The following is an 18,488-nucleotide window of genomic DNA, read 5'->3' as shown; positions in this document are numbered from 1 at the left end:
CGTATTTTATCAGATGGTAAAGGAAGGAGATTTCATGAAAAAAATAATAGGCTGTCTATTCACAATGTGTATTCTGCTGTCATTTTCAGCATCCTTTGCGGGCAGGGCAGAGATTGTATATGAAATGGATGAACCCTATCAGAATTGTGTATTTCAAGTAGATTGGGAGCATATTGAAAAAACGGGAACCGTTACGATTACATCCCCCGAGGGCAATACGTTTGGGAATCTTTCGACGCCTGAAAGAACGTCTGAACTGCCTGGGCGAATCCTCATCAATGTAGGAAATGCTTCGGTAGGCAAATGGACAATTGCAATAGAAGGTGATGGACTAGGCAAGGTCAATATTTCAGGAGGGGAGATCCCGACGGCCTTGAATATTGATGTGTTAAACGTATCTGAGGAAGACCATGCTTATACGGCATCATGGCAAGCGTCAGGTGATCGGGGAGAACTGACATGCGAATTTTTCCTGGACAATGACGATCATGGGTATGATGGTCAATCGATTGATCGTTTTGTTTCGGATGCGCAGGGTGAACGCTTGCTCAATCTCTTGGGCACTGCAACAGGGCAATATTATTTGTACATGAAAATGACTGATGAATCTGGGATTTACGCTTATGCGTATGCAGATGAAGTGATTGATTATCAAGATGTAAATGCGAAGAACCGTTTAGAGGAGGTAAGGGCTTTCCTGTTAAATCAAAATATATTGATTGCTTGGGCGCCGGACGAATCGGAATTATTCAATGTCATGCTCTTCGATCCGGAAACAGGCCAGATAATCTTCGAGGATTTAACACACGATTTCAGCTATATAGCCCCAAGACCAGAGGGCTATGATAAGGTGATGGCAGCTGTTGCGACATATGCCGACGGCAAACGGGGGAATTATGAAAAGCATGAAGTCATCTTTGACGAGCTGCCGGAAGCAAATGTTGTTTACCCTGAGAACGATTCGATTAATACAACTGCCGTTGTTGTTTCTGTTGATTTTAGAGGACCGTATAAGATTGATGCGTATGTTAATGATGAAAGTGTCCTTGAAGAAGCGACTGAACCGGGAGAATACCTGCTGCCGCTGGAAGACGGTGATAACAGTATTGTATTTCTCATTCAAGATGAAGCGGGCAATATGATTACATTTCCCAAAAGGTTATACGTGGATACTACCGCACCACAGCTTTCAATCAGTGAAGATGTCAATGGCAAGGTGGTTGAATCTGATTTGATTTACATTGACGGTTATACCGAAGCAGGGGCAACGCTTTACTGCAATGACAATGAAGTTGAGAAAATAGGCAACAGTTTTAGCATCGAGCAAATGCTGGTACCGGGTGATAATCCAATCGTTATTAAAGCAGTTGATATTGCGGGCAATGTATCATTATACTCAGCGGTGGTCCAAAAAAAAAACGATATGGCGGACTATATCAAAATAGGGATATTGATTGTTGTCGGTATGATATTCATCGTTATTTATGGCGGTAAGATAATCAAACATATCAGGAAAGAGAAAGATCATGAAAAAAGCAACTAGATTAACGATGGCAATGACTGTTATTTTACTTATCTATTCATGTATTGCAACCTATGTCGTCTTTGGGAATCACTTGTTTTACTTCAATAGTAAATGGGGCTATTTATTTGCGGTCACTTATCGTTGGGGCTATATACTGCTTTTGCTCTTTGGCGTCATTACTTTTGTACAAATACAAAATCGACGAAAACAAATCCCTGTAAAAAAAGATAAAAAAGTTGCCGTTAATCAAAAGAAATCGAAGCGCAGCAAATCAGTTTCTGAATCTTCAAAAGCTGAGCGCAATCATGCAAAATTTTGTTCAAAATGTGGTGCCTTAAGAGAAAATGAGCAAAAATTTTGCGAAAAATGCGGCAGTGAATACTAATCGTGTGTATGAATGTGAATAAAGGCATATAAGTAATTGTTTATCTCAGTATTATTGAGTGTTGCTTAGTGTTGCAAAGCAGTTAATGGCCATGCGATTAAATCGTATTATTTATAAGAAGACACTTGTAATTATACGGTGGGCATTATATCATGGATAATAATAAAAGTTTGGTGTCCGCATCAACATATCATTCGGAGGATATAATGGTATTGAAATATGAAAGTACTCGAAACAACCAAGTAAAGGTGAGCCCATCGGAGGCAGTGGTTAAAGGCCTCTCGGATGACGGCGGCTTATTTGTACCAAGAGAGATTGACAAGCTCGAACTCGATCTTCAGGAAATGTGCAGTTTTGGCTTTCACGATACGGCAAAAAAAATACTCAGCCTCTTTTTCCCGGACTTTTCAGCTGAACAGATTAATGATTCAGTTGTGAATGCCTATGACGGAAAATTTGACGACGTGAGCATTGTTCCCGTGGTAAAAGTGGGTGATCGCTTTATTATGGAACTTTTTCACGGCAGCACCATTGCCTTTAAAGATATTGCACTTTCCATACTGCCGTATTTAATGAAAAAAGCGCAGTCAAACTGCAAAATGAAGGAAGACATTGTCATCCTCACGGCGACATCCGGCGATACGGGCAAAGCGGCGCTTGAAGGGTTTAAAGATGTTGAAGGAACCAAGATCATCATCTTCTATCCAAATGATGGTGTCAGCACAGTTCAGGAAATGCAAATGATCACAACAGAAGGTGACAACACTTATGTCGTTGCCGTTGAAGGTAATTTTGACGATGCACAGTCTGCTGTAAAAGAAATATTTAATGATTTAGCGCTGCGGGAAAAACTTGGTGACATGGGATTGAAATTCTCATCTGCTAACTCCATTAACATTGGGAGACTGGTGCCGCAGATTTCATATTATTTCTCAACCTATGCCGATCTCGTTAAAAAGAACGAAATTCAAATGGGTGATGCCATTAATTTCGTCGTACCAACGGGGAACTTTGGCAATATTCTAGCTGGTTTCTTTGCAAAACAATTGGGATTGCCAGTCAATAAACTGATCTGTGCCGCCAATGAAAACAATGTACTTTACGATTTCCTGACGACAGGCGTGTATGATATAAACCGAGAATTTAAGAAAACGATGTCGCCATCAATGGATATTCTGATTTCCAGCAACCTTGAAAGACTGCTGTATTTCATGAGCGATAAGGACAACGCCTATATCGCTGAACTGATGGGGCAGCTGAAGACACAGAAAAAATACGAAGTCAATGATGCTATTAAAGCGAAGATCAAAGATCAGTTCTGGAGTTCATACTGTTCAGAAGCAGACACGACGGATACGGTAAAGAAAGTATATGATACATTTGGCTATGTACTGGATACGCATACGGCAGTTGCCTATAAAGTTTATGAAGACTATTTAGAGGCAAATGACGATCAATCAAAGACCGTGATCCTTTCAACCGCGAGTCCGTTTAAATTTACGGGCAGCGTTTACAAAGCCCTGTTTGGCAATACGGACATCGAAGAACTTAAACTGATTAAAGAGCTGTCCGATAAAACTGGCGTTGATGTGCCGGCGCAAATTGATGGGCTAGGTGAAAGAGCTGTGCGTCACAACAGACTTTGTACCCCGGCATCAATGGCAGATGAAATTCTTGCCATATTAAGTGAAACAAAATAGTCGTATATGATTTCACCGTCGTATTTTCGCAGTTAAAGCGTCTGCAAAAATACTTAAAGTTCAAATCTTCTTACTTAGTAAGATTTACGGCATCGCTTCGCTGCCATAAACCGATTTTCACCATCGTATTTTCGCAGTTAGAACGTCTGCAAAAATACTTAAAGTTCAAATCTTCTTACTTAGATCCTATGGGGAAACCCATGGGATTTTTATTTGGTACGGACGATGTGGGTGTGCTGTGTCCATTGGAATAAGGGGCATAGGTCATTCGTATGTAAAATATAGTCAAAGCATTATAATAATGTTAAAAAACCATAAAAAGCCTTTTTTTATTGATCGAATAAAGTACAATAAGAAAGGTGATACACCACACAAGACATATAGACTACGGAGGTACATACGAATGGGAGACTTAATCACAATGTTAGTGGCAGCAGGCATTTTGATCCTGCTGATTGCCATCACACTGATTACCGGTTATGTAAAGGCTTCACCTGATGAGGCAATTATCATATCCGGTCTAAAGAAAACACCAAAAGTCGTCATCGGGAAAGCGGCTATTAAAATTCCGTTTTTTGAAAGAAAAGACAGACTGACACTGCGAGCGATGAAAATTGATGTTAAAACGAGTGAAGCGGTACCGACACAGGAGTTTATCAACGTACTGGTAGATTCAGTTGTCACTGTGAAGATTTCATCTGAAAAAGACCTTCTTGCAAAGGCGAGCGAAAACTTCTTAAATAAAGATGAAGATTATATCCGCAATATGGTTCAGGATGTGTTGGAAGGGAATATTCGTGAAATTGTTGGGACGATGACACTGACGAACATGATTTCTGACCGCCAGAAATTTTCTGAAAAAGTACAGCAAAATGCCGTTCCGGATATGCGAAAATTAGGCCTTGAGATCGTATCTTTTAACGTCCAGAATTTCGCAGACCGTGAAGGGGTTATCAATGACCTCGGGATTGACAACGTCGCGAAAATTCAAAAGAATGCCAAAATCGTAAAGGCTGAAGCAGAAAGAGACGTTAAGATTGCACAGGCGCAAGCCAATAAAGAAGCGAATGATGCAGAAGTGGCTTCACAAGAAGAAATTGCAATAAAAAATAATCAGCTTGAAATAAAAAGAGCTGAATTGAAACAAGAATCCGACACCAAAAAAGCACAGGCGGATGCAGCTTACAAAATTCAAGAAGAAGAGCAACGTCGAACCATTGAAATTACAAGTGCAAATGCAAACTTGGCAAAACAGGAAAAAGAAATCGAGTTAAAAGAACGTGCCGTTCAAATTATGGAGAGAGAACTGGATGCGACGATTAAGAAAAAGGCAGATGCTGATAAGTATGCAAAAGAAAAATCGGCAGATGCGAAATTATACGAAATAGAAAAGAGTTCTGAAGCAGATAAAATCAAAGCTGAAAATGAGGCCCTCGCCTTAAAAGCAACTGCTGAAGCAAATGCTTTTGCTAAAAAGCAAGATGCTGATGCTCAAAAGGCCTACATGATGGCAGAAGCAGACGGTATCGAAGCAAAGGGATTAGCAGAAGCAAAAGGCGTCGATGCGAAAGCGGAAGCCATGAAGAAAATGGAAGAGGCCGCGGTCCTCGAGATGTTCTTCAAAGTATTGCCTGAAGTGGCAGCAAACATTGCTAAACCACTTGAAAACATTGATACGATTACCATGTATGGTGAAGGCAACAATGCTAAAATGGTTGGTGATATTACAAAATCTATGACACAAGTGATGAACGGTGTAACTGATGCGACAGGTCTTGATGTAAAGGGTATACTATCTGCCTTTATAGGCGGCAAAATAGCCCAACCGGATTTAAGTGCAATCACCAATAATGCAAATGCAGCGAATGTTGATTCCGTTGAGACATTTGAAGAATAAAGTTTAAGAGAAAATGATCTTTGTTGAAGCGGTTTAAAGACTGTATGGCAATGGATCTTAATCATTATTTTAAGAGCTGATTCCGCTGGATGGAATCAGCTCTTTCGCTTGGGACAATACTAATCTCGATCAAATAAAAAGCGGTGATTTTTATTTGATGTAAAAGATTCTATGTATGAAAATACGATTACCATATTTCAGCTTTTAAAATGGTATAATGGCATATAAAATAGTAGGAAAGGCAAGGGCATCATTTATCAATAATTTAGGGCATTGGGGTTTAAATCGCATGAAAATGGCAAAAGCAGGTATTTTGACGGTTGCTACGATAATGATGTGTCTGTCGTTTTATTTTGTATTCGACAGATTTAGTGAAAAAGAAATTCAAAGTGAAAATGGGATTTTGGAAATTCATAATGATATAGAAGAGGATGTCATTAATGTTAGCGGCAAGTTTATGATTGTTGATGGAATACGATCGCCAGAAGCAATGAACGCTTATGCCGGCAATGCTGATGATCATGCATCAGGTGTGAAATGGCTAACCTACAATGACATTCGACAGTACCATTATCCAGAAGATGCGATTACGGCGTACATTAAAATCGAAGGTGATTTGTCAGGCGTAAGCGGACTCCTTATCGAGGAAATATACAGTGCGGCTGCTCTTTTCATAAACGGGAAATCCGTTGCATCATTGGGCAATATTGCATCTGATGGGACTGCAATAATGGCGAAAGAAAGCCGGCTCATAAGATTGGAACAGTTCAATGGCCTAGAGCCGTTAGATTCATTAATACTCATCATGCAGATCAGTAATCCGGAGCACATTGGTGGACAGCTACAGAAATTCCTGTTTATTGGTGATTATGACGCCCTATTTAAACTTTGGAATAATCGTATTGTGCTAAAGAGTATTCACAGTGTTTTTTACTGCACAATGGGACTAGTACTCTTGGGGTTGTTTATTCGCAATCAAAAACATTTGTTTTTATTGACACTTGGGATTGCGGGCATTCTAAACAGTTATATTATTATCACGTATTTTGAACCCTTTATCAATTTTACCCCACAAGGTAACGCCTATATTGTCAACTCGTATTTGCAAGCTTTTCCGACGTTAATAACACAATACCTAAGTGCGCTTTCGATTATACTCTATCTTAAAAAAGGTAAGGTCTACAGACACTTTAAGAGATTTGTACCAGTCACTTTGGCAGCGCTTATTCTGAGTATAGCTTTCGTTATCTTGGCAGAACAAGCAGCTGATCTTTTTTATATTGTACTGTTATTTGCGGTTATGTTATTGATGCTCTATGCGTTAACCTTATTGGGAAAAACGTACTTACAGGATGAAAAGCGTGGGCCATACTTGTATATCGCTTTTTTAACCTATATACTGTCATATGGGCTGCTCATTGGAATCTCTTTATCGAATCACAGCTTTGGCTTGCTGTCTCAATACCAAATTCTATTGATGACAGGTCAGTTTGCCTTTTATCTGCTGATGTCATATTTCATTATTACTGATTTTTCAAGGCGATTTTATTTAACGGAAGTCAATGAGAATTATCTCGAAAAAGTAGTGTTTGAGAAAACCATGCAGTTGCAGGATTCATTGAAATCACTTGAAAAAGAGGATGTGCTTAGGCGACAGCTGCTTTCGGATATATCCCATGATTTGCGTTCGCCGATAACAGTGATCAAAGGCTATATCGAGCTGATCAGTACGGGCAAGATTGAGGAAGAACGCAAAGCGCATTATATCGACATCGTGTTAAAAAAGGTTAATTACGTCAGTGATCTGGTGGAGAACATTTTATATTTAGCAAGGATTGAGCAGGGAAAGGCTACGAAAAAGGATATAGAATCGCTTGATTTAATTTTAAATGAAGTTATTGACACATATCAGTATCAAAGCCATCATTTCAATTGCACAATCCCTGAAAACATACAGTTTGAGTGTGACTATGGTCAGATCAAACGGCTCTTCGTCAATTTGATTGACAATGCAATTGATTACAGCTCTGACGGATCAACGGTTTATATTCATTTAAAAGAAGAATTGACAAATTACAGGATCGAAATTCGAGATGAAGGCATTGGTATTGAAGCGGATAAGATTGATCAAATCTTCAATCGGTTCGTTCGTGCTGATGTGACGCGCAATAATGAAACGAATCACTTTGGCCTTGGTCTTGCGATTGTAAAATCTATCGTGACGAGCCATGGCGGGATAATACAGTGTGAGAGTCAAGTTGGTGAGGGCACAATGTTTACGATTCTATTCCCAATGAAAGGCGGCGGCAAATGAGAATTATCATTGTAGATGATGATCAGGATATTGGTGAAATTCTAAAAATAGCATTGCAAGATAAAGGCTATGAAACCGTTGTTTTTAACAGTAGTGAACTTGCTATGGCCTATTTATCACAAAATGCATATGATATGGTATTGCTGGACATTATGATGCCGAGCTTAAATGGCTACGACCTTTGTAATCATATTCGGAAAATAAATGATGTGCCCATTCTTTTTATAACGTGTTTGGATGACGATGAAAGTCTGACAAAGGCACTGGCATTGGGCGGTGACGATTATATTCGCAAGCCGTTTAGCATTAGTGAAGTCATGGCACGAGTAGGGGCTCACTTACGTCGATATGTCGTCAATGTTGAAAAGCAGAGTAATACTTTTGAATGCACTTTAGGGCCATATGTATTTAATGCCAATGAACGAGTCGTCAAATATCAAATGCCTTTCACAAATGAGGAGACACTTATTCGGTTATCACCACTAGAAAGCGATCTTTTGCGCTGTTTTGCAGATCATCCAAATGAAGTATTAACCTATCAAGAACTATATGAAGCGATATGGAAAGAAATGTATCACAATGAAAAGGGAACGATTATGGTTCGTGTAAGCAGTTTGCGAAGTAAACTTCCAAACATTGATATAGAGTCAGTACGAGGTCAAGGTTATCGGCTAGCAGTACTCTGATTGTTTCCTGAAACCGTAAGCAATGATGATCATTAAACAAGAGTTGCGTATAGATGTTAATAATAATGAAACGCTGTATTTGCCATCGCAGGCAGGTACAGCGTTTTTTACTTGATGCAATTTCCTTACTTACAATTTGATAAGAAAAGTCATGCGAAAATATAACTATGCTATGATAAAGAAATCTGAATAGTTTTACTTTTGTAAGATTTTGAATGAGACAATTAATTGTTTAGGAACGTCAGACAGGTTATTGAAGCTGGTATTTTGTCAGGTGTGATTCATGATACAAAGACTTGGGGGATTGACATATGAAAATGATAAACAAATTACTTTCAAAGACACTGATCTTTTTTATCCTATTAATGCAGTTTAACATGGGATTTGATTTATCTTATACCATCGAGGACGATAATACAAATGCCCTTGTGACGATTATCACAGGATTTGCAGCGCTCGATGAGATGATTAGCGAGCAAGTTGTGCCCTATGCAACCGATCGGGAAGCGCTATCACTGCCAACGACATTGAATGTTGATAGTTACGTTGCTCAAGATGGTACTGAAACATTGCCATCGGAGTCAACGTTACTTCAAGATATCGGATGGCACGCGGATCCTGTGTATACAGGCAAAGAGGGTATGTACGTATTCTCACCTGACTTGGAAGGATATTCAGTTGAAGCACCAGAAATTCCCATGATTACGGTAATAGTAGAATCAGAACAGCCAGTAGAAGATATACCATCAGGTGAAGCGCCGAAAGAAGATCCAGAAGCACCCGCGGATGAAGTACCGTCAGAAGATACAGAAGTGCCCGCAGACGAAGCGCCGTCAGATGACACAGAAGCACCCGCGGATGAAGCGCCGTCAGGTGATGAGGAAGTACCAGCAGATGCAGTGCCGTCAGATGACACAGAAGCACCCGCGGATGAAACGCCGTTGGATGATACAGAAGTGCCTGCAGACGAAGCGTCGATAGGCGATGAGGAAGTACCAGCAGATCCAGCACCATCAGATGGCACAGAAGTGCCCGCGGATGAAACGCCGTTGGATGATCCAGAAGCACCCGCGGATGAAGCGCCGTCAGATGACACAGAAGCACCCGCAGATGAAACGCCGTCAGATGACACAAAAGCACCCGCAGACGAAACACCGTCGGATAACACAGAATTGCCCGCAGACGAAGCGCCGATAGGCGATGAGGAAGTACCAGCAGATGAAGCACCATCAGATGATACAGAAGTGCCCACAGACGAAGCGCTGTCAGATGATACAGAAGCACCGATGAATGAAGTTCCTGCGGAATCCTTGGAAGAACCTGTTGAGGAAGAACTCTTTGACAGTATAGATGAGGCGTCAGGATCTGAAGATCATCCAGAACCCTTAACACTGGCCAAAATTCTATCCGATTATGAAATACAAGAACCTCTTACATCTTCCGTGAGTTTGTTTTCAACATTTTCACCATCAATGTTGTTGATGAGCAGAACCCTTGCAACATTAGAGGCTGTAGAACCACATCCGGAAACGATCATTATAGGTGATGACAATGAGAATAATGCTTTTACAGGCACTAGTGACGATGATATCGACAATATTATCAGTGGGCGGAAAGCCAATTATCCGATTGAAATCTCTTTTAATCTCGATAATTTGCCAACATCTACTGCCTATATTGCGATAAAGGCGTTTGACGTTGATGAAGAATCTGGTGAAAAGGACTATGTTTTCATTAATGAGCCAGCTGGAGGCCAAGGCGTTTCAACGAACGCTATTGGTGCGCTTTCGGGCAACGATGGTGCATGGAATACAACGATCTTACAGCTTCCGATTTCTAAACTCAAATTAGGTAAGAATACGATTGCGATTTCAGTCTCTTCGGGTTGGGTTGTAAAAGTGGACTGGTTTCAGATCATATTAGACGGCGGTGAAGTTGATACCAATGTGTCTGATTTTTATATTACCCTTAGCGATGCGGTTCAAAATGGCAGCAATGTCGATATCGTTTCTGCTGTAAACATTACGCAGAGTGCATCAACGACCTATTATACAGAATATATGCTTACCAACGCAGCAGGGGAAAACTTGGCATCATTCTTTGGCAATGCAACGAGTTCGGAAAGCGCTTCATTGTCAATGCCGCTTAATTCGCCGACGGGCATTTATACCGTTACAGCACTGATAAAAGATACGACGACTGAAGCAATTAAAGCAAGTGACAGTGCATCATTTGAGTTCATTCAGGGAGAAGTGCCAACATTTGGTATAAGATCAAGTGCAATACTGGCACCGTCATCGCTGACAAGGGGAACGGTTGATGTTGTGGTTACTGCACTTAACAATAAGCCGGATGAGATTTCCAAAGTGACGATATGGTATGACGGCATTGACATTACAAATAGTGAACGTGAAAACATTACGACGGCAAGTCAGACTTTCACAGCGAATGGCAGCTACACATTTAGTATTAAATATATATTTAACGGCATAGATCGTTCGATGCCGTATACGGTTGACATATCAAATATTGATACGACGCCACCTGCTATTACTGCGGCAAATACAACAGTGGCAGAAGATATGCGGGATGAGGATGTATTGGCGACACTTAAACAATTGATTACCGTAACGGATAATGTCTCACTTCCTACAGACGCATATACGATATCACCAAGCAGTGAGCTTTCAGGGACACTAGACGATAAAATCATCACAATTACAGCACATGACGTTGTCGGCAATGAAGCGACAAAGCAGATTACACTTCACATTACGCCGAAGCCTTTTCAACTTACACAGGCTGAGGTCAACGTCGATGAAACGGCAATGACGGCTTCATTTTCTGCGGTACTCAATTATTCAGGCGGGCTCAATATTTCCGAGAGTGGCTTTGTATGGGGTGTTTCCCAAAATCCAACTTATCAGGTTTGCAATGGCAAAGCGGTACATTCCGGGAGTGTTTCAAAAGGAGAAGCCGTTAATGCGACAGCTGAAGAGATTGTAAAAGGAATTAACTACTACGTTCGTGCTTTCGTTAGAGAAGGAGAGACATATTATTACAGTGATCAGAAAAACTTTGGCATAGGCGCTCCCAAGTATGGGATATTTAATGTGGCGGCAGATGCGACACAAGTTTCATCTGGCGGTGGGACGGCAACCTTTACAATTACGCGTCCTGCTGATCAGACAGAGGGGCATCAAGTCGTCTATTATCGTACTGTAAATGGCACCGCAATTGGGGGCTTGCATTTTGTGCATCAAACGGGAACCGTTGAGTTCGCAGAGGGAGAATATACGAAAAATGTTGTAATTTCAGTAAATGGAATTGCCAGACAGTACAGCAGCTATCCTGCAACAGTGTTTCAAAACAACGCACGAAATTTTTATCTTGAAGTTTATAAAGTAGAGGGTGGTGCGACGTTAGGTGTAAAAGTTGCTCAAAAGGATATTGCGCTGAATAGTGCATACCAGGTATCAGCAGCAGCTTATAATCAGTATAACACTGTGAATTATGGGAAAACTAATCGCTACACGATTACTGATAGCGGTTACTCGAGTAATTCGAGTGCTACGGACACAATTGCCTTCAGTGGTTTGGCAGGGACGAACGCGAACTATCTTGATGCTACAGCAGATCACTATGCACTTAAATATGATCTTTCAATTGCTGAGAAAAATGATGGTTACCAACTCATGCAAGTAACCAATAACAGTTCAACTTTTTATAATGCAAGATTTGAGCATAAAGTAAGTGGTAAGAATACATCAACCTCCAACTACACGTTCCCCATGCCATCGGCACCTTCTGGCTGTGCGATCTCTGCATCCGGGAATCTCACAGATGACAATAGGGCTATCAATATCGGGAAAAGCCGAACGGTTTATGTGAAGTATAATGCAGATGGTTCATTGGGAGACGATTGGTATAAAAGTAATTTTGCACCGAGCGTGCGTGCGATTGATGCTAATGAGCCTCAATTTTTAGCAGTGGCGCCGATGGCCGGTGGTCCATATGCTTTTGGCGACGAAGTTTATGTGAGCCTGATCTTTAACGAAATTATTAAAACAGCTCTAAGCGTTAGCATCAATACAAACTTATCCAGTACCCCTTTCAGCTATGTCCAAGGAGAAGGCACCAATGTTTTGGTTTTTAAAGGCATCGTGGATAATGACGGACAAAATTACAATACCGTTACGGTTAACAACCTCAATGGTGCCAATACCATTACGGACTTAGCGGATTATGTTGGAGCGGCTACTTCGGATGGCTCATCATCAACTGATATTGATGCCAATACGATTAGACCTACATTGAATTTTGATGGTAGTTCGTCAGGTACATTGCCAAAGCATACAGCTCAAGTTGCAATTGGTGATGCAATATCAGCGAAATATGTATGGACACAGAGTAGTGCAATGCCGATTTCGGGATGGATGAATTTTGCCAACACATCAGGGGGAACGCTTTCAGAAACGCTTGCAAACGGGACTTGGTATTTGCATGTGCTTGCAACGCATGCGAATGGCAACACAATTTGGGATAAAAAAGTTTTTGAATTTATGCAGCCAACAATGACGATAACAGTTGACCAGACAAATTGGGTTTCCAGCAGGAACATTACTCTGACAATCAACAACCTTGCGCCTGTATCTGTGGCGATGACAGGTGCAGCAACGGGAACGTATCATTCAAGTCAGACGATTAATGTGACGGAAAATGGTATTTATACGTTTACACTAACGGACGATTATGGCAGCAATATTATCAAAACGGTTGAAATAGAAAAGGTTGATAACATAGCACCCGTAACGACAATTCAGGAATATGGAGCGACGAGCATCAAATACACAGAACTGAATTTTGGCGTAACCGTATCAGATGAAGAAAGCGGGTCTGGCCTAGCATCGATCCAGTATAAATGGTCAGGAAGCACGGAAATCCCGGAAACAGGTTGGCTGTCGATGACCGTTAATGGTGGTCAAATTCCCACTTACAATACAAATGGTTTGGCATATCTTCATATAAAAGCCACTGATAATGCCGGTAATATTACTTATGCACATTCTTTGGGCTACACAGTGAAGAATGACAGTGCATCACCGGACATCGCAGTGACTGGCGGTATTTTAAGCGCATGGCAGCGCGGCAATACAGTGATTAACTATACAGTTACCAAAACGGATGACCCAATTGCATATATTATGATTGCAGATACAGTGCTTCAAAATGCGAATCTCCCTTTAATATATCCTTATTCGGGGAGTCTCAATATTGATAAAAATGGCTTATATATGTTTGTCACCATGGATGAAAATGGTCTAAGCGATACAGAGCAAGTTGTTGTCAATTATATTGACAATGAGGCACCAGAAATTGCATTCTCTTTCGATGCTGGTGAAACGGCAACTAGCTGGGCGACACATAAAGTTGTCACCATAAACGCGAATGATCAAACCAGCCCGGTTGTTGATTCAAATGGAACAATAACAGGTTATAGCGGCAGTGGAGTATCACAGCTATTTTGGAAAAAGCGTACGGATAGTGACTATAAACCAATAAGCAATAATAGCAGTATTACAATTGAAGAGAATACCTCTTACAATGTAGTCGCCATAGATGTCGTTGGCAATCAGTCAGAATATATTTTATCGATCAATGGGATTGATAAAATAGCGCCAACCGTTAGCATTACAACACCATCAACATGGCAAAATGAAGATTATACGGCAATTGTGTCATATGCTGATGATGCCAGTGGTGTCATATCTGCCAAATATGCAGTCGTTGATAATCAAATAGAAAAACCAAATGCGAGTACATTATTAAATATGCCCGAAAGCGGCAGCGGGGTTACCGTTTCCGCAAACGGCAGCCATTATATATACTATGAAATTGCCGATCGTGCCGGGAATACCACTTCAGGCTGGTCAGATGTGATCAATATCGACCAAGTTCAGCCAACGATTGATGTTTCCGGTAATCCTGAAACATGGCAAAAAGCGAATGTCGTGCTTAATGTTAGTGTTAGTGAGGCAGGTATTTCTGGGCAGTCAGTAAAGGTTACAAAAAATGGAGGTGCGCCTCAAGGATTAGACAATACAACGTATACGGTTTCTGGCAATGGACTTTATGTATTTACGGTAACGACAATTGCGGGTAAAACTGCAAGCAAGAGTGTGAATGTCACCTATATTGACAAGCTTCCCCCAAATCAGCCTACAATAAGTGCTTTACCAGACGACTGGCAGGATGATGCGGTCACACTTACGGTCATTGCATCAGATTCTACAGCCACAGCAGAAAATGGAAAGAGCGATATTGCCAGCTTCGTTTACTCAGCTGATGGCGGCAGTAACTGGAGTGCACTGCAAACTTGGAAATCTAGTGAAGCGAATACCTTTACGATTACAGAAACAAAAGATTATACAGATCAAATTCTCGTGAAAGTGACGGATAACGCAGGCAATGTTTCGGCAGAAAGTGAATCTTATACTGTGAAGATTGATAAAACTGCACCAGTTCTAACCGTGTCAGCGAATGAGGGAACTGCCGAGGGTGAAGCTTATACCTCGGACACGTGGACGAATGGAAATGTCATCTTTACCCTTCGTAACGAAACCACTCAAATTTCAGATACGACTTACATGGCGAGTGTGGATGGTGCGGCTTACGAAACTTTACCATCCAATATATTCACACTTTCCGATGACGTCAATGCAACCTATCAGTTTAAGTGCATCAGCGGCAGCGGCATTGAAAGCAATGTGATCACGTATAAAGTGAAAATTGATCAAACAATACCCGAAACACCAACAGTATCAGCGATCCCAGATGGCTGGCAAGACGATGCTGTAACACTTACGGTCAATGCTTCGGATGTTACAGCCACATCTGAAAGCGCTGTAAGTGGCTTAGCAAGTTTTGTTTATTCAATAGACGGCGGCAATAATTGGAGTGCAGATCAAATATGGAAGCCTAGTGAAGCCAATACTTTTACCATTATAGATACCAAGGACTACACGGATCAGATTCTCGTAAAGACTACTGATAACGCAGGCAACGTTTCAGCAGCGAGCACACCGTATACGGTGAAGATTGACAAAGCAACACCAGTCTTAACGGTATCAGCAAATAAGGTAACTGCCGATGGTGAAGCCTATGGCTCAGATACATGGACGAACGGTCAAGTCTTCTTCACGCTTGGCAATACGACCACTCAAATTTCAGACACGACTTACATGGCGAGTGTGGATGGTGCGGCTTATGAAGCCCTACCGTCTAATACGTATACACTTTCCGATGATGTCAATGCAACCTATCAGTTTAAGTGCATCAGCGGTAGCGGCATTGAAAGCAATATAATCACGTATAAAGTGAAAATTGATCAAACAATACCAGCAGCACCGACAGCATCGGCGATTCCAGACGGCTGGCAGGACGATGCGGTCACACTAAACGTCAATGCATCCGATCAAATCGCTACATCTGAAAATGCAAAGAGTGGTATTGCCAGCTTTGTTTACTCAGTCGATGGGGGTAGCAACTGGAGTGCACCACAAACTTGGAACACAGGCGCATCAAATACATTTGTCATCATGGATACGAAGGATTACACAGATCAAATTCTCGTGAAAGTGATGGATAACGCAGGTAATGTTTCAGCAGCGAGCACACCGTATACGGTGAAGATTGACAAAGCAACACCAGTCTTAACGGTATCAGCAAATAAGGTAACTGCCGACGGTGAAGCTTACACCTCGGACACATGGACGAATGGAAATGTTATCTTCACACTTAATAATTCAACTACTCAGATTTCAGACACGACTTACATGGTGAGTGTGGATGGCGGCGCTTATCAATCTTTGCCGTCTAATTCGTACACGCTTTCCAATGATGTCAATGCAACCTATCAGTTTAAGTGCATCAGCGGTAGCGGCATTGAAAGCAATATAATCATGTATAAAGTGAAAATCGATCAAACAATACCCGCAACACCGACAGTATCGGCGATTACAGACGGCTGGCAAGATGATGCGATCACCCTTACGGTTAACGCTTCAGATGTTACAGCAACATCTGAAAGCGCTGTAAGTGGCTTAGCAAGTTTTGTTTATTCAATAGACGGCGGCAATAATTGGAGTGCAGATCAAATATGGAAGCCTAGTGAAGCCAATACCTTGACAGTTGAAGAAACAAAAGATTACACAGATCAGATTCTCGTAAAGGCCACTGATAACGCAGGGAACATTTCAGCAGCAAGCACACCTTATACTGTGAAAATTGACAAAGCAATCCCAGTTCTAACTGTGAAAGCGAATAAGGGAACTGCCGAGGGTGAAGCTTATACCTCGGACATGTGGACGAATGGAAATGTCATCTTCACACTTAATAATTCAACTACTCAGATTTCAGATACGACTTACATGGTGAGTGTGAATGGTGCGGCTTATGAAGCCCTACCATCTAATACGTATACACTTTCCAATGATGTCAATGCAACCTATCAGTTTAAGTGCATCAGCGGTAGCGGCATTGAAAGCAATATAATCATGTATAAAGTGAAAATCGATCAAACAATACCCGCAACACCGACAGTATCGGCGATTACAGACGGCTGGCAAGATGATGCGATCACCCTTACGGTTAACGCTTCAGATGTTACAGCAACATCTGAAAGCGCTGTAAGTGGCTTAGCAAGTTTTGTTTATTCGGTAGACGGTGGTACTAACTGGAGTGCACCGCAAACTTGGAAATCTGGTGAAGCAAACACCTTTGTCATCACAGATACGAAGGATTACACGGATCAGATTCTCGTAAAGGCCACTGATAACGCAGGTAATGTTTCAGCAGCGAGCACACCGTATACGGTGAAGATTGACAAAGCAATCCCAGTTCTAACTGTGTCAGCGAATAAGGAAGCCGTTGACGGTGAAACTTATACCTCGGACACGTGGACGAATGGAAATGTCATCTTCACACTTAATAATTCAACTACTCAGATTTCAGACACGACTTACATGGTAAGTGTGGATGGCGGCGCTTATCAATCTTTGCCGTCTAATTCGTACACACTTTCTGATGATGTCAATGCGACATACCAGTTTAAGTGCATCAGCGGCAGCGGCATTGAGAGTAATGTGATCACGTATAAAGTGAAAATCGATCAAACAATACCCGCAACGCCAACAGTATCGGCGATCCCAGACGGCTGGCAAGATGATGCAGTCACACTTACGGTTAATGCATCAGATGTTATAGCTACATCTGAAAATGCAAAGAGCGGTATCGCCAGCTTTGTTTATTCGGTAGACAGTGGTACTAACTGGAGTTCACCACAGGATTGGAATGCAGGCGGATCAAACACATTTACAATTGAAGATACCGAGGACTACACGGATCAGATTCTCGTAAAGGTGACGGATAACGCAGGCAACGTTTCAGTAGCAAGCACGCCGTATACGGTGAAGATTGACAAAGCAACACCAGTCTTAACGGTATCAGCAAATAAGGTAACTGCCGATGGTGAAACCTATATCTCGGACACGTGGGTGAATGGAAATGTTATCTTTACACTTAATAATTCAGCTACTCAGATTTCAGACACGACTTACATGGTGAGTGTGAATGGTGCCGCATACGAAGCCATACCATCTAATACGTATACACTATCCAATGATGTAAATGCAACATACCAGTTTAAGTGCATTAGCGGTAGTGGTATTGCAAGTAATGTGATCACGTATAAAGTGAAAATCGATCAAACAATACCCGCAACGCCAACAGTATCGGCGATTCCAGGCGGCTGGCAGGACGATGCGGTCACACTAACGGTTAACGCATCAGATGTTACAGCCACATCTGAAAACGCAAAGAGTGGTATCGCCAATTTTGTTTACTCAATCGATGGCGGTAGCAATTGGAGTGCACCCGAAACTTGGGATACAAGTACAACTAATACGTTTACAATCACTGAGA

The 18,488-nt window shown here is 41.5% G+C and carries 7 protein-coding genes; all 7 read left to right on the top strand.

Annotated elements, in window-relative coordinates:
* Nucleotides 1-34: 34 nt before the first annotated feature.
* Nucleotides 35-1,543, top strand: coding sequence for a hypothetical protein (locus KHM83_RS16590; protein WP_213238169.1), 1,509 nt, complete (start codon nt 35-37; stop codon nt 1,541-1,543).
* Nucleotides 1,527-1,910 (top strand): zinc ribbon domain-containing protein, encoded by a 384-nt coding sequence (locus tag KHM83_RS16585; protein ID WP_213238168.1) that lies wholly within the window; start codon nt 1,527-1,529, stop codon nt 1,908-1,910. The genes KHM83_RS16590 and KHM83_RS16585 overlap by 17 nt, the downstream gene beginning before the upstream one ends.
* Nucleotides 1,911-2,116: 206 nt before the next feature.
* Entirely contained in the window at nt 2,117-3,610 is a 1,494-nt protein-coding gene (gene thrC, locus KHM83_RS16580) for a threonine synthase (protein WP_213238167.1), read from the top strand.
* Nucleotides 3,611-4,013: 403 nt separating this feature from the next.
* The gene (locus KHM83_RS16575) at nt 4,014-5,507 is read left to right on the top strand and encodes a flotillin family protein (protein WP_213238166.1); all 1,494 of its coding nucleotides are present in this window, start codon (nt 4,014-4,016) and stop codon (nt 5,505-5,507) included.
* Nucleotides 5,508-5,796: 289 nt separating this feature from the next.
* Nucleotides 5,797-7,821 (top strand): sensor histidine kinase, encoded by a 2,025-nt coding sequence (locus tag KHM83_RS16570; protein WP_213238165.1) that lies wholly within the window; start codon nt 5,797-5,799, stop codon nt 7,819-7,821.
* Complete coding sequence (locus tag KHM83_RS16565; protein ID WP_213238164.1) at nt 7,818-8,507, top strand: response regulator transcription factor; 690 nt, start codon at nt 7,818-7,820, stop codon at nt 8,505-8,507. Before KHM83_RS16570 ends, KHM83_RS16565 begins: the two co-directional genes overlap by 4 nt.
* A 311-nt stretch (nt 8,508-8,818) precedes the next feature.
* On the top strand, nt 8,819-18,488 hold a 9,670-nt coding region (locus KHM83_RS16560), incomplete at its 3' end, for a Calx-beta domain-containing protein (RefSeq protein ID WP_281415068.1).

The sequence above is a fragment of the Fusibacter paucivorans genome, assembly GCF_018390735.1.
GTDB classification, from domain to species: Bacteria; Bacillota; Clostridia; order Peptostreptococcales; family Acidaminobacteraceae; genus Fusibacter; species Fusibacter paucivorans.
The sequence above is the reverse complement of the archived record's forward strand: the minus strand, read 5'-3'. Positions and strand labels throughout refer to the sequence as shown.